Origin of the sequence: Pseudomonas poae, from assembly GCA_028869255.1 — a bacterium.
In the GTDB taxonomy this organism is placed as follows: domain Bacteria; phylum Pseudomonadota; class Gammaproteobacteria; order Pseudomonadales; family Pseudomonadaceae; genus Aquipseudomonas; species Aquipseudomonas poae_C.
Genome location: CP110972.1, coordinates 2237684 through 2251319, shown reverse-complemented (window position 1 = coordinate 2251319; position 13636 = coordinate 2237684). Strand labels below are relative to the sequence as shown.

Annotated in this window: 11 protein-coding genes and 3 pseudogenes; 8 read left to right on the top strand and 6 right to left on the bottom strand. The window is 62.6% G+C overall.

What is annotated here, in order from left to right:
• Nucleotides 1-20 precede the first annotated feature (20 nt).
• The 5 genes and pseudogenes from LRS56_10390 to LRS56_10370 all read right to left on the bottom strand — a co-directional run bounded on the left by LRS56_10390 (nucleotide 21) and on the right by LRS56_10370 (nucleotide 4424).
• Nucleotides 21-782: an ABC transporter permease gene (locus LRS56_10390; GenBank protein ID WDU64831.1), complete on the bottom strand. Its 762-nt coding sequence runs from the start codon at nucleotides 780-782 to the stop codon at nucleotides 21-23.
• Nucleotides 779-1977 (bottom strand): annotated as a pseudogene (locus LRS56_10385) (ABC transporter substrate-binding protein). The gene LRS56_10390 and the pseudogene LRS56_10385 overlap by 4 nt, the downstream one beginning before the upstream one ends.
• Nucleotides 1964-2767: an ABC transporter ATP-binding protein gene (locus LRS56_10380; GenBank protein WDU64830.1), complete on the bottom strand. Its 804-nt coding sequence runs from the start codon at nucleotides 2765-2767 to the stop codon at nucleotides 1964-1966. Before LRS56_10380 ends, LRS56_10385 begins: the two are co-directional and overlap by 14 nt.
• Nucleotides 2764-3823: pseudogene (locus LRS56_10375) on the bottom strand (acyl-CoA/acyl-ACP dehydrogenase). The gene LRS56_10380 and the pseudogene LRS56_10375 overlap by 4 nt, the downstream one beginning before the upstream one ends.
• 40 nt (nucleotides 3824-3863) lie before the next feature.
• Nucleotides 3864-4424 carry a carboxymuconolactone decarboxylase family protein gene (locus LRS56_10370; protein ID WDU64829.1) on the bottom strand — a complete coding sequence of 187 codons (561 nt, stop codon included), beginning with the start codon at nucleotides 4422-4424 and terminating at the stop codon, nucleotides 3864-3866.
• Nucleotides 4425-4525: 101 nt separating this feature from the next.
• Here LRS56_10370 and LRS56_10365 point away from each other — a divergent pair, with 101 nt between their 5' ends.
• Nucleotides 4526-5431, top strand: coding sequence for an AraC family transcriptional regulator (locus tag LRS56_10365; protein WDU64828.1), 906 nt, complete (start codon nucleotides 4526-4528; stop codon nucleotides 5429-5431).
• Here LRS56_10365 and LRS56_10360 read toward each other — a convergent pair.
• Entirely contained in the window at nucleotides 5428-6339 is a 912-nt protein-coding gene (locus tag LRS56_10360; GenBank protein WDU64827.1) for a LysR family transcriptional regulator, read from the bottom strand. The genes LRS56_10365 and LRS56_10360 overlap by 4 nt on opposite strands.
• 118 nt (nucleotides 6340-6457) lie before the next feature.
• Here LRS56_10360 and LRS56_10355 point away from each other — a divergent pair, with 118 nt between their 5' ends.
• From LRS56_10355 to LRS56_10325, 7 genes and pseudogenes are all read left to right on the top strand, one after another.
• Nucleotides 6458-7453, top strand: coding sequence for an aldo/keto reductase (locus LRS56_10355; protein ID WDU64826.1), 996 nt, complete (start codon nucleotides 6458-6460; stop codon nucleotides 7451-7453).
• Nucleotides 7454-7594: 141 nt separating this feature from the next.
• Nucleotides 7595-9589 (top strand): methyl-accepting chemotaxis protein, encoded by a 1995-nt coding sequence (locus LRS56_10350; protein ID WDU64825.1) that lies wholly within the window; start codon nucleotides 7595-7597, stop codon nucleotides 9587-9589.
• A gap of 81 nt (nucleotides 9590-9670) precedes the next feature.
• On the top strand, nucleotides 9671-10129 hold the full coding sequence (locus tag LRS56_10345; GenBank protein WDU64824.1) for an SRPBCC family protein: 459 nt from the start codon (nucleotides 9671-9673) through the stop codon (nucleotides 10127-10129).
• 98 nt (nucleotides 10130-10227) lie between these two features.
• A pseudogene (locus LRS56_10340) lies at nucleotides 10228-10673 on the top strand (DUF411 domain-containing protein).
• Between the two features lie 3 nt (nucleotides 10674-10676).
• Nucleotides 10677-11120 (top strand): DedA family protein, encoded by a 444-nt coding sequence (locus LRS56_10335; GenBank protein ID WDU64823.1) that lies wholly within the window; start codon nucleotides 10677-10679, stop codon nucleotides 11118-11120.
• Between the two features lie 44 nt (nucleotides 11121-11164).
• Complete coding sequence (locus LRS56_10330; protein ID WDU64822.1) at nucleotides 11165-12178, top strand: alpha/beta hydrolase; 1014 nt, start codon at nucleotides 11165-11167, stop codon at nucleotides 12176-12178.
• Nucleotides 12179-12205: 27 nt separating this feature from the next.
• Complete coding sequence (locus LRS56_10325) at nucleotides 12206-13159, top strand: D-2-hydroxyacid dehydrogenase family protein (GenBank protein WDU64821.1); 954 nt, start codon at nucleotides 12206-12208, stop codon at nucleotides 13157-13159.
• Nucleotides 13160-13636: the final 477 nt, after the last annotated feature.

The following is a 13636-nucleotide window of genomic DNA, read 5'->3' as shown; positions in this document are numbered from 1 at the left end:
TCCCATAGGAAAGCCAGGCATCAGCCGGCATGCACCCAGCGCTGATGCAGCCACCGCGCAAATGCATCCAGGGCAAAGCCCAGCAGCCCGATCAGCAGCACCATCGCCATCAGCTCGGAGTAGGCCAGCCGATCTCGCGTATCGAGGATGTAATACCCCAACCCCGCACTGACCCCGAGCATTTCGCACGGCACCAACACGATCCACAGGATGCCGATGGCCAGGCGCACGCCGGTCAACACGTGCCCCACCACCCCGGGAATGATTACCCGGCGCAACGTTTCCCAGCGCGTGGCGCTCAGGCTGCTGCTCAATTGCAACCAACGCGGGTCGAGTTGCCTGACACCGGCTGCAGTATTGAGCATGATCGGCCACACAGCGGCAAACGCCAGCAGGAAGTAGATCGGCTGGTCCCCTACCCCCATCAGCATGACCACGATAGGCATCCACGACAGCGGCGAAATCATCCGCAGAAACTGGAACGCCGGCGTGGTCGCCGCCTCCAGGTTGCGTGAACTGCCCACCAGCAACCCCAACGGCACCCCCACCAGCAAGGCCAGGAACAGCCCGACAAAAATCCGCTTGAGGCTCACGGCAATGTGCAGATACAACTCGCCGCGCCCAAGCAATTCCCACAGGCTGCTGAAGGTGGCCGCCAGTGAGAAGCGTGCCGACAAACCATCGGCATCGCCAAACACCTTTACACCCAGCCACCACAGCAACAGCAAGCCCGCCAAGCCGATCAACCCGAGCAACCAGCCCGGGATTCTGCGGTTGTTCAAACGCCAATCTCCTCGGTTCGCTCAAAGCCCTCAGGCAAGCCGAAGGTCTGCATGCCGCCCACCGCCGTGATCGCGTTGCGCACAAAGCGGTCGTCCACCAGGTCCTTGGCGACAAAAGCCGGGTCGAGGTCGGCGAGGAATTTCTTGTCGCCTTCGATCAGCGTGTCTTTCAGGCGGCGCACCAGTTCCTCGGTGTAGCTGGGGAACGGGTAAGGCTGGAAGTCGATGCGGTGCTCATCCCAGTTGGCGTGCTGGATCGCGCCGTCAGCCAGGTAGGCGGCGCGGTCGCCGGCAGCCGGGGCCAGGACTTTGCTCAATACCGGTTCGGCATGCGGGGTGTACCGGTTCGGGCCGTCCTTGGACAGCAGCTTCACCGCCTCTTCGCGGTTGTCGCGGGTCCAGACCTGGGCCTTGACGATGGCATTCACCACCTTCTGCGACCACTCCGGGCGGTTGGTCAGGTCGTGTTCATGCATAAACACCACGCAGCACGCATGGTTGCGCCACACGTCCCCGGTAAACCGCTGCACACGCCCCACCTTGAGGTTCTCCGCCAAAGCATTGAACGGCTCGGCGACGATATAACCGTCGATGCGTTTGCTGGCCAGGGCCGGAGGCATGTCCGATGGCGGCAGCACGATCAGGTTAACCTCATTGGCCGCAATCGCACTGCCCGCCGCACGCGCCACCGGTGTCAGGCCGTTGTCGCGAAACAGCTGCTGCACCACCACGTTATGGATCGAATACCAGAACGGAATCGCCACCGATTTGCCGCCCAGTTGCTTCACATCGTTGATCCCCGGCGCCACGGTCAGCCCCGAACCGCCGACGTGGTTCCACGCCACCACCTTGGCCGGCACCTTGCTGCCATAACGCGCCCACACGGTCATCGGCGACAGCAGGTGAATCACATTCACCTGGCCCGAGATAAACGCTTCGATCACCTGGGCCCAACTGCGCAACAGCACCGGGCGTTCGGCCTTGATGCCCTCGGCTTCGAACAGGCCATTGTTATGCGCCACCAGCAGCGGCGTGGCGTCGGTGATCGGCAGGTAGCCGATGCGCACCGGCGCGTCCGGCTCGCTGGCGGCACGTGCCTGTAAGCTGCTCAGCAGCGGCAGGCACCGGCGGCGCTGAGCACCGCCGAAAGTTTGAGAAAGTCACGCCGCGAGTGGGTCAGGTCATCCAGGCACATGGCTAGGCTCCAGCAGGTCAAGGGGGTTGGGTTGAGGGCGGCTCGCCTGCCGTAAGGTTTTAAGAATCTCGATACGCAGTGCGCCGATGGCTTCCACCTGTTCTTCGCGGGGTTGCGGCAGGTCGATCAGCCATTCGCCCAGGGTCCGCGCCGGGCGGTTACCCAGGAGCAGGATGCGGTCGGACAACAGCAACGCTTCATCAATATCGTGGGTGATCAAGACCGCCGCCGAACCTTGCTCGCGATTGACCTTGAGCAACAGGTGCTGCATATCGGCGCGGGTCACTTCGTCCAACGCGCTGAATGGCTCATCCAGCAACAGCACTTGCGGCTGGCGTGCCAGGCAACGGGCCAACGCCGTGCGCTGGGCCATACCGCCGGACAACTGCGCCGGAAATTTCTGACGCGCATGTTCCAGCCCGACTGCAGCGATCGCATGGTCGACGCGCTGGCGCCGCTGTTCGGCGCTCAAGTGTGGCTGGCGGGTGAAATCGAGGCCAAAGGCCACGTTCTTTTCGAGGCTCAGCCAGGGCAACAGGCTGGGGTCCTGAAACGCCACCGCCACCCGTGGATGCGGGCCGTCCAGCGGCTCACCCAACACCCGTACGCTGCCGCCCTGGGGCGCCTGCAAACCAGCGAGCACGCGCAACAGGCTCGACTTGCCGACGCCGCTGGGGCCAAGAATCGACACCACTTCACCGGGCTGCAACTGCAGGTCGAACCCTTGCAGCACCGGGCCACTGGCGTACCCCAGGCAAACCGCCTGGGCGCTCAATACGGCGTGGCTCATAGGCTGGCCTGACGCTGCAGCTCTGTACGCAACTGCACCAGGCTTGGCGTCACGATCGGCACAAACGCCGACTCCCGCCAGCGCCGCGCAAACCCGCTGCCGTGCGCGGTGAGGTAGGCCTTGCCGCCACTGGCCTGCAACTCCAGCTGCACCGCACTCGCGGCGGTTTCCGCCAGGGCGATGCGCAGCTTGAACAGCGGCACCGGCTCGGCGCCAGCGCCCGGCCAGCAGGCCATTTTTAAGTTCGGTAACCAGGTGATCAAGGGTCACGCGCAAGGCTTCCAGCTCCTCGCGCAACACGGTGCGGGTCGCCCCCAGGTGGTTGGCGACTTCCGCCAACGAACGGCGGGCCAGGCCAATCGACATCCCACACTGCAAACCAAGAAACGCCGGGCGTACGGCCGGCAAAAACTTGCGCGCATCGTCATGCAGCAGCCAGTCGCGGCTCAATTCCACGCCTTCCAGGCCCAGCGCCGCGGTATTGCTCGATTGCAGGCCGAGCAGATCCAGGTCGCGGGAGCGCTGCAAGCCGGCGACCGAATCCGGGATCGCCAAGATAAATGGCGCGCCGCCACCGGCATGCTCGATGGCAGCAGCCGCCACAAACCCGTTCTTGCGCAGGTTGGTCACCCAATGCAGGCGGCCGTTAAGGGTCCAGCCGTGGTCGTTGGGCGCGGCGCTGATCTGCAGCGTCTCGATACCCGACAAAAACTTCATCGCATTCGACAGCCCGGTCGCCCCGGCCAGCTTGCCGCCCAGCAGGTCCGGCAGCAGTTGCTCGCGCAGCCGCTCATTCGGGCTTTGCAGCAGATACTCGATAAACGAACGCTGGCCCCAGCATACAAACGCCGCCGCCAGGGAATGGCTGGCGACATTGGCGATGGCTTCCACCGCGCCGGCGACATCGCCGCCCAGGCCACCGAGGTGTTTCGGCACACCGATACGCAATACATTGGCTTGCGCCAGCCGTGGCAGCACTTCCTGTGGATCGCAACTGCCCACATCCAGGGCCTGCGCTTGAACATCGAGCCAACGGCTCAAGATTGGGTCAAGCATTCATGTTTCTCCTTGTTGCAGCAAATGGACCATCGCCGATTCAGCTTGCCGGTTTTTCCCAACGGTATTGCGCCAGCTCCGGGTTCAGCGGGGTACGGGCAAACACGTTAGCGAAGTTGCACAGGGTTGCCAGGCTCACGCCCAAAATAACTTCCAGCGCGTTGCCTTCGGAGTAACCCGCGGCGCGGAACGCGTCGTAGCCGGCATTGCTGACATCGCCACGGGTGGCGATCACTTCACGCGTGAAGGCAGCGAGTGTTTCATAGCGGGCGTCGGGCAATTCACCGTGGCGGCGCAGGGCGTCGATCACCTCTTCCGGCAATTTGGCTTTGTTGCGCGCCACGGCAGTGTGGCCCGCCACGCAAAAATCGCAGCCGTGGGTGGTGGCCGCAATCAACTGCACCACTTCGCGGTCTGCCAGGCTCAAATCAGACTTGGCGTTCAGCCCTGAGACGGTGATGTAGGTTTCCAGCGCCGCCGGGGCATTGGCCAGCACGCCCAGCAGATTGGGAATGAAGCCCGAGGCTTTCTGCGCGTTTTCCAGGAAAGGCTTGGCAGCCTCCGGGGCGGTTTCAGGGGTGAGCAGCGGTACACGGGACATGGAGTGGTCTCCTGATGGGTTCGTGTACCAGTCTGTTGGTTATAAAAAATCGCCTCAATAGGCTAAAGTAGCGATTACTTGCTCTTGAGTCTTTCCATTAGATGAATTCGTCCAGTGCACTTGTCGATTGGTTATTAGACAGCCTCGAACTCAACACCAGCCTGTTTCATATCGGCCGTTATTGCGGCGACTGGCACGCCAGTACCCATGGCCTGGCCAGGGCGAGTTTCCACCTGATTGTGCAGGGCCAGTGCTGGCTGCATATCGACGGCGAACCCACGCCGGTGCTGTTGAATAACGGCGATGCGGTGTTCCTGTTGCGCGACCTTGAGTACCGGCTTTCCGGCGCAGCCACGGCGGCCGCTGCACAGGAATGCCCGCCCCGGCCGATGCTGCCCCTGGACAGCAGCGCCACTGACGGCGTGGGCTTGGTCTGTGGTTTTTTTCATTTCCAGTCCGGGCTGTCGGCGATGATTGTCGATAGCCTGCCCGCGTGGATCATCCTGCGCGCCGGCGACCCGTCGCTGATCGCTGCGCGCAACCTGTTCGAACTGATCCTGCATGAATGCGAACGCACGCCGGCACCGTCTTCGGCCTTGCTCGAACGCCTGTGTCACTTGCTGTTTCTGTATGTACTGCGCCAACAGGTGCTGGATAACACCGAGCTGGGCGGCCTGGCTGCGTTGGCGCGCCAGCCGGCGTTCGCCAACTTGCTGGAACAACTGATCGCCCACCCGCAGGAAGCCTGGAGCCTGGAGAGCATGGCGGCCTGCACCGGGCTGTCGCGTTCGGCGTTTTTCAAGCGTTTTAATGAACTGTGCGGGCAATCACCGGGGCAAGTGCTGCTGATGATGCGCATGCGCCACGCCTGCCAGTTGTTCAAGCAGGACCAGACCGTGGCGGATGTGGCGCTGGCGGTGGGCTATCAGTCGGTAGCGGCGTTTACCCGCGCCTTTCACAAAGTCACCGGGCAGCAGCCGGGGGCTTATCGCAAGGCGCAAGCCTAGCGTTGCAACCCGCTGCCGGGTTGCGCGCACAACTCAACCAGCCAATCCACAAACACCCGCACCCGCTGCGACAACTGCCGATGCGGCGGGTACAACGCGGTCAGGGCCATTTTCGGTACGGCCAACTGCGGCAGCACCTCCACCAGCGTGCCCTCGGCCAATCGCCGCATCGCATGGTAATGCGGCGCCTGGATCAGCCCGTAGCCGGCCTCGCAGGCACAGAAGTAGCCGTCGGCACTGTTGACGGCGACCACCTTGGGCAGGTTGACCGCACGCACTTCGCAACCCAGTTGAAACTCCAGGCCAAAGCGTTTGCCACTGGTGCTGGACACGTACTCGACCATCTGGTGATGGGCCAGGTCCTCAAGGCACTCGGGCACGCCCATGCGCGCCAGGTAAGCCGGGCTGGCCAGGGTGACTTGATCCATCATCGACAGGGGCCGTGCCACCAGCGATTCGTCCAGCGCCAGGCCACCGCGCAGCACGCAATCCACGCCTTCGCGGATCAGGTCCACGGTGCGGTCATTAAGGCCGATTTCCAACTCGATCTGCGGGTACCGGGCGGTAAACGCCGGCAGGGCCGGAATCACCAGGAAGCGCCCGATGCCCGACGGCATGTCTATGCTCAGCGTGCCCCGTGGATTCTGGCGACGGTTGGAAAACACCGCCTCGGTTTCCTCCAGGTCGGTCAGCAACTGTACGCAACGCTGGTAATACGCGGCGCCATCCAGCGTCGGGCTGACTTGGCGCGTGGTGCGTTGCAGCAACTGCACACCCAGGTGAGCCTCCAATTGCTTGATCAGGATGGTCACCGAAGCGCGTGGCAGTTGCAGGCTGTCCGCCGCCTTGGCAAAACCGCCCAGCTCGACGATCCGGGTGAAGACGCGCATTGCATTGAAACGATCCAAGAGAAAGCTCCGCACGTGATTATTTAGAAAATACGAATAGTGATAGTGCTTTTAGCCGGTTTATCCCGGTTTTGTCGAGGGTAACAATGGAGCCCTTCCCCACCCCGGAGCTGAACTCATGCACACTCGTCAACTCGGCAACAATGGCCCTCACGTGTCCGCCATCGGCCTCGGCTGCATGGGCATGACCGATTTCTACACCACCGGCACCGACACCCACGAAGCCGTCGCGACCCTGCACCGCGCCCTGGAGCTGGGCGTCAACTTCCTCGACACGGCTGACATCTATGGCCCGCACACCAATGAACAACTGATCGGCAAAGCTATCGCCGGCAAACGTGACCAGGTGTTCCTGGCCAGCAAGTTCGGCATCGTTCGCGACCCGGCGAACCCGGCGCTGCGCGGCGTGAATGGCCGCCCCAATTACATCCGCAACGCCATCGACGGCACCCTGCAACGGCTAGGCGTGGAAACCCTGGACCTGTACTACCAGCACCGCATCGACCCCGACGTGGCCATCGAAGAAACCGTTGGCGCCATGGCCGAGCTGGTACAACAGGGCAAGGTGCGTTACCTGGGGCTCAGCGAAGCCTCGGCCGCCACCTTGGAGCGCGCCCACAAGGTTCACCCGATCAGCGCCCTGCAAAGCGAATATTCGCTGTGGAGCCGTGATCAGGAACCCAACGGCTGCCTCGCCGCGTGCCAACGCCTGGGCATCGCCTTTGTGCCCTACAGTCCGCTCGGCCGGGGTTTTCTGACGGGCGCATTAAAAAGTCCGGATGACTTCGCCGCCGATGACTACCGCCGCTTCAGCCCGCGTTTCCAGGGCGAGAACTTCGCGAAAAACCTGCAGTTGGTCAAACAGGTCCAGACACTCGCCGCCGACAAAGGCGTGACGGCCGGGCAACTGGCGCTGGCATGGGTGCTGGCACAGGGCGACTTCATCATCCCGATCCCGGGCACCAAGCAGCGTAAATACCTGGAAGAGAACGTGGCCGCCGTCTCACTCACCCTCAGCAGCGCCGAATTGGCCGCCCTGGAGGCGATTTTCCCGGCCGAGGCAACCGCCGGCCTGCGCTACCCCGAGGCGGTGATGGCGATGCTCGACATCTGACCCGCCCGCTGGAGCACCTCGCTACGGGTGCTCCAACTTTCTTGCACGCACGTACCTAAAGCTCCTCCTCGCCAAGCCGATAGCCCTACGAAGCTCTAACAAAGCCGCGTCGATAATAAACGCTTCGTAAGGACGACCCTCATGCCCCCACTGCGCTCCATCCAAGCCCGCTATACCCTGTTCCTCGTGCTGTTCGTCCTTGTTTTATCGGTGTTGACGGTTGTCGGTATCGGCCAGTTGGTCGCGCCCACGCTGCGCCACACTGAAGAACAGGTGGTGCTCAACCGCATCGCCGAGGTGGCCGAACAGATCCAGGGCGAACTGAACAAGGTTCAGGCCCAGCAACGCAGCATCACCCAAACCATTCCGCTGCTCGACAGCGATGCCATCGACAAGGTCCTGCCCGGCCTGGTGGACCAGTACGGCGAGCTGAAAGTCTTCGGCGGCGGCATCTGGCCTTTGCCGAACCAGCGCACTCCCGGGCGCAACAAGCACAGCACCTTCTGGCACCGCGATGCCTCGGGCAAGCTGGCGGTGAACACCTTCTGGAACAGCGACCCAGCCCCCAACTATTACGACCAGAGCTGGTACAAGGGCGGCCTCGCCTCGCCTCGCGGCCAATGTGCCTGGGCCGCCGCCTACAAGGACGACGCCAGCCAGGAGCCGCGCACCAACTGCGCCATGGCGATCCAGCGCGACGGCGCAGCGTACGGCGTGGCCACCATCGACGTGACCCTGGGTTTCTTCAACACGCTGGTGGCCAGCAAGGAAAAAGACATCGGCGGGCAGATGCTGATCGTCGAAGGCGACGGCAAGATCATCAGCAACAGCACCCGCCTGAGCAGCCCCGTGGTGTTGAAAAACATCAGCGAGCTGGCCGGCACCTCGGCGTTTGCCGCCCAGGTCAGCAAGGCCCTCGCCCACCGCGACCAAGGCTTGCAGCGCAGCGAGTTCGACAACCAGGGCGTGGCCAGCACCTTCTATATGCGCCCGATTGAAGGCACGCCATGGTTCCTGGCCACCGCCCTGCCCACCTCCTTGATTACCGCGCAGCGCGATGATGTGATCGGCAGCCTGGCCCTGCTGCAAATCCCCATGGTGTTGTTGCTGGTGCTGCTGGCGTTCTATGCGATTCGCCAACTGGTACAGCGCATGAAGGCGCTGAAGACCAATATCGACGCACTCTCCGCCGGCGACGCCGACCTGACGCGGCGCATCACCATCCGCGCCGAAGACGAACTGGGCGCCATCGGCCACTCGGTCAACCACTTTATCGTCTACCTGCAAAACATGATCGGCGAAGTCACCCAGGCCACCGGCGCCATGTCTTCGGGGCTTGAGCAACTGCAGAAAACCTCGGCGCACACTAACCAGATCCTGGTGCGCCACGCCTCGGAGACCGACCAGACCGTCACGGCCATCACCGAGATGAGCTCCACCGCCGACACCGTGGCGCAGAACGCCGCAGAAACCGCCTCGTTCACCCAGCGCGCCAACGAGCACGCCGACCGTTCCCGTGTGGTGGTGGGCGAAGCGTCCAACAGCGTCAGCGCCTTGATCGGCGAAGTCGCGAGCGCCACCCACACCGTAGAAAACATGCGCCAGGACGCCGCCCGCATTACCGAAACCCTCGGAGTGATCGGCGCGATTGCCGGCCAGACCAACCTGCTGGCCCTCAACGCAGCCATTGAAGCGGCACGGGCCGGCGAGCAAGGCCGTGGTTTTGCGGTGGTGGCCGACGAAGTGCGCGCCCTGGCCGCACGGACCCAGGCCAGTACCTCGCAGATCAATGAAATGCTCGCGCGCCTGACCACCGGCGTGAGTTCGTCGGTGGCGGCCATGGAAAATACCCAGGCCAGTTGCCAGTCGGCGGCGGATGCCACGGCGCGGGTCAACACCGGCCTCGACGAAATGGCCGGTTCGGTCAGCCACATCAACAACCTCAGCACCCAGATCGCCACTGCCGCCGAGCAACAGAGCGCGGTGACCGAGGAGATCAACCGCAGCATGGTGCAGATCCGACATATGGTCGAAGAATTGGTGGAGAGCGGCCATGCCACTGAAACCAATACCCAAAGCCTGCTGGACGCCAATGGTCGGGTGATTGCGCTGATGAGCCGCTTCAAAGTCCGTTGACGATTTGCCTGGATGCTCCCGTGCAATGCGCGGGAGTCGGACTATTCTGACAGTTCGACGTCGCTACACAGGAGGTGTGCCATGCGCGCAGCCGAGCAGTCGGTCCGCTTGGAGCGGATCAGTCAGGAACGCTTTATCCAGGCCCCCATTGATGCCGTTTACGACTATGTGACCCAACCGGATCGCTGGCACGAGTGGCATCCCACGTCCCTCGGTGCCGAGACCGGCACCACCGGGCCGCTTCCCGCCGGTGCGCGGTTTACCGAAATGATCGACCTGCTGGGCGTACGCGTGCCCATGAGCTACCGCGTGCAGGTTGCCCGGCGCCCGGGCGAGTTCAAAACCGTGTTCACCTCCCTGGCCGTCGATGGCTCGATTCACTACTTCCTGCAGCCCTTTCGCGGCGGCACGCTGTTCAAGCGGGTGCTGACCTATGAAACCGAATTGCAACTCGCCACCTTGCCTGAGCGCATGATCGAACTGTCGGCCATTGCCCTGGACCAGCTCAAGCATCGGCTGGAGAATCCGCCCTTCGTATAATTTTGAAACATTACCGGCGCAGTTGCTCACCTGGGGCGCTGGCTTGCCTGCGATGACGTCGTCATGATCGCCGCCATCCCAACGTTTGCGAGCCCCTCATGAAAACCACCCCGCGCCTGGCGTTACTCTGCGCCCTGTTCACCACCCCCTGGCCCAGGCGGCCGACTTGATCCCGATCGATGTGCACCGCGACGCCAATTGCGGTTGCTGCAAAAAGTGGATCAGCCACTTGGAGAGCAACGGTTTCAAGGTCAACGACCATGTCGAAACCAATATGAGTGAAGTCAAGCAACGCCTCGGCGTGGCCCCGCGCCTGGGCTCGTGCCACACCGCGGTGATCGACGGCAAGTTCGTTGAAGGCCATGTGCCCGCCGAGCAAGTGCTGGCCCTGCGCAAGCGCACCGACCTGCTGGGCATTGCGGCGCCGGGCATGCCCATGGGTTCGCCGGGCATGGAAGTGGACGGACGTGGCGAGGCCTATCAAGTCATCGGCCTGACCCGAGACGGTGAAGACGTGGTGGTGGCCGAATACCCGGCGCACTGACTGGTGCTGGCCGGTTACCTGGGGCTGTTTTTCGCGGCATTTGGCGCCGCGACGCTGCTGCCGCTGCAATCCGAAGCCGTGCTGGTGGGCCTGCTGGTCAGCGGGCATTACAGCCTGTGGTGGCTGCTGGGGGTTGCCACCTTGGGCAATGTCCTGGGTTCAGTGGTGAACTGGCTGCTGGGGCGCGGGGTGGAACATTTCAAGCAGCGGCGCTGGTTTCCGGTCAGCGACAAGCAACTGGACAAAGCGCGTAAGCATTACGCACGCTGGGGGCATTGGACGCTGTTGCTCAGTTGGGTGCCGATCATCGGCGACCCGCTGACCCTGGTGGCCGGCGTGATGCGCGAGCCCTTTTGGCGGTTCTTGCTGCTGGTGACCCTGGCCAAAGGCGTGCGGTATGGCGTGCTGGCAGCGCTGACCTTGCAGTGGGTGTTAATCCCTGCTTAATCCCCTCGCAACAGCATCCGAGCATCTTGTTTGGAGCCCCGCCCATGCCATTGATCCGCGCTTTTTGCATCGCCAGCCTGCTCGCCGCCGGCGCCACGCCGGTTTTCGCCGCCACGCAAGGACCGACCTACGGCCCCGAGCTGCAAGGCTTCCAATACCCCTATCCCCTCGAGCATTTCACCTTCCAATCCCAAGGCAAATCCCTGCAGATGGGGTACATGGACGTGCCGGCCAAGGGCAAGGCCAACGGACGCAGTGTGGTGCTGATGCACGGCAAGAACTTCTGCGGCGCCACCTGGGAAGGTACGATCAAAGCCTTGAGCGACGCCGGCTACCGGGTGATCGCCCCCGACCAGATCGGCTTTTGCAGCTCCAGCAAGCCTGATCATTACCAGTACAGCTTCCAGCAACTGGCGACCAACACCCATCAATTGCTGGAAAAACTCGGGATTCAAAAGGCCACGATCGTCGGCCACTCCACCGGTGGCATGCTTGCGACCCGTTACGCGCTGATGTACCCCACACAAACCGAACAACTGGCGATGGTCAATCCCATCGGCCTGGAAGACTGGAAAGCCCTGGGCGTGCCCTCCATCACCGTCGACCAGTGGTATGAGCGTGAGCTGAAAGTCAGCGCCGAGGGCATTCGCAAATACCAGCTCAACACCTATTACGTGGGACGCTGGAAGCCGGAGTACGAGCGCTGGGTCGACATGTATGCCGGCCTGAGCAACGGCCCCGGCCATACCCAGGTCGCCTGGAACTCGGCATTGATTTACGACATGATCTTCACCCAGCCGGTGTACTACGAGTTCAAGAATCTGCAGACGCCGACCCTGCTGCTGATCGGCACCGCGGATAACACCGCCATCGGCAAGGACCTGGCGCCACCTGAGGTCAAGGCCAAGCTCGGCAACTACGAGGTCTTGGGCAAGCAGGTGGCCAAGCTGATCCCCCATGCCACCCTGGTCGAATTCCCGGGCTTGGGGCATGCACCACAAATGGAAGAACCGGCCCGGTTTCACACAGCGCTGCTGCAGGGTTTGAACGCACTTTAATCCACGCTTTTTTCGAGGCACTCGTGAATGTCGGTACAGATCGCAGTCATTGATGATTGGCAGAATGTGGCCAGTGGCATAGTCGATTGGTCGGCTCTGGCGTCGGTGGGCCAGGTGCATTTCCTGCACGACTACCCGGCGGAGACCGCCACCATGGTCGAGCGCTTGAAGGGCTTCGAGGTGATTTGCGTGATGCGCGAACGCTCCACCTTCGACAAGGCGCTGTTGCAGGGCCTGCCCAAGCTCAAGCTGCTGGTCACCGGCGGCATGCGCAATGCAGCCATCGACATTCCCGCCGCCAAGGCGCTGGGCATTCAGGTCTGCGGCACCGACAGCTATAAGCAGGCGGCGCCGGAGCTGACCTGGGCATTGATCATGGCCAGCACCCGCAACCTGCTGGCCGAAGCCAACGCCCTCAGAGCCGGCGGCTGGCAGGTGGGCCTGGGCGGCGACCTGTATGGCAAGACCCTGGGCATTCTCGGCCTGGGCAGCATTGGGCAAAAGGTCGCGCAGTTCGCCCAGGTGTTCGGTATGCGCGTGATTGCCTGGAGTGAAAACCTCACACCGGAGCGTGCGGCCGAGTCAGGGGTCACCTGGGTCAGCAAACAACAGCTGTTCGAGCAGGCCGACATCCTGACCATCCACCTGGTACTCAGCGACCGCAGCCGTGGCCTGGTAGATGCCGAGGCACTGAGCTGGATGAAGCCCAGTGCGCGCCTGGTGAACACCGCCCGTGGCCCGATTGTGGATGAGCAGGCGCTGGTGCAGGCCCTGGAAAGTGGCCGCCTGGCCGGGGCGGCATTGGACGTGTACAGCGCGGAGCCGCTGCCGGCCGATCATCCGTTCCGCCGCTTGCCCAATGTCTTGGCCACGCCGCATGTGGGCTATGTGAGCGAGCAGAATTACCGGCAGTTCTACCAGCAAATGCTCGAGGACATTCAGGCATGGGCAAACGACATGCCCATTCGCGTGCTCGGCTAACGCACCCTTTCAGGGCATCTGCCCTACTGTGGCGAGGGAGTTTGCCCGCGTTGGGGCGCAAAGCGGGCCTAAAAACCAGGTAACGGCTGCGCAATCAGGCCCCCTCGCCACCGAATTTTCCCTCTCCAGCCAACGTGCCGGGCACGCTGCGCCCGCGCACTCGCTCCATATCGCATATCGTTACAAGTTTTTTGTCCTACAAAAACATCTCACAAACCCTACAGGCTCTGGAATCTGTCCTAGACTGGTGACCGATGGGTCCGTTCCAAAACAAAAACCCCGCGAAAAAATCTAAACTTTCCAACTCTGCCATGGGTCAGGTTTAGGGTAAGGCGTGCACAAGCGGTTCACACCAACTGCCGTCTATCCATTCTTTTTGAGCTAACCGTGCAACTGGCATACGCCTTGCGAAGTATGTAATGAGCGTAATTGCGCTTGTGCGCCTGGCCGCAGGATGCGGTCTTCGGAGCTAGTGGC

Coding starts and splice junctions, on each gene's coding strand:
- LRS56_10330 (WDU64822.1), top strand. CDS start 11,165: ATGCCATTGATCCGCGCTTTTTGCATCGCCAGCCTGCTCGCCGCCGGC.
- LRS56_10350 (WDU64825.1), top strand. CDS start 7,595: ATGCCCCCACTGCGCTCCATCCAAGCCCGCTATACCCTGTTCCTCGTG.
- LRS56_10370 (WDU64829.1), bottom strand. CDS start 4,424: ATGTCCCGTGTACCGCTGCTCACCCCTGAAACCGCCCCGGAGGCTGCC.
- LRS56_10365 (WDU64828.1), top strand. CDS start 4,526: ATGAATTCGTCCAGTGCACTTGTCGATTGGTTATTAGACAGCCTCGAA.
- LRS56_10345 (WDU64824.1), top strand. CDS start 9,671: ATGCGCGCAGCCGAGCAGTCGGTCCGCTTGGAGCGGATCAGTCAGGAA.
- LRS56_10355 (WDU64826.1), top strand. CDS start 6,458: ATGCACACTCGTCAACTCGGCAACAATGGCCCTCACGTGTCCGCCATC.
- LRS56_10380 (WDU64830.1), bottom strand. CDS start 2,767: ATGAGCCACGCCGTATTGAGCGCCCAGGCGGTTTGCCTGGGGTACGCC.
- LRS56_10325 (WDU64821.1), top strand. CDS start 12,206: ATGTCGGTACAGATCGCAGTCATTGATGATTGGCAGAATGTGGCCAGT.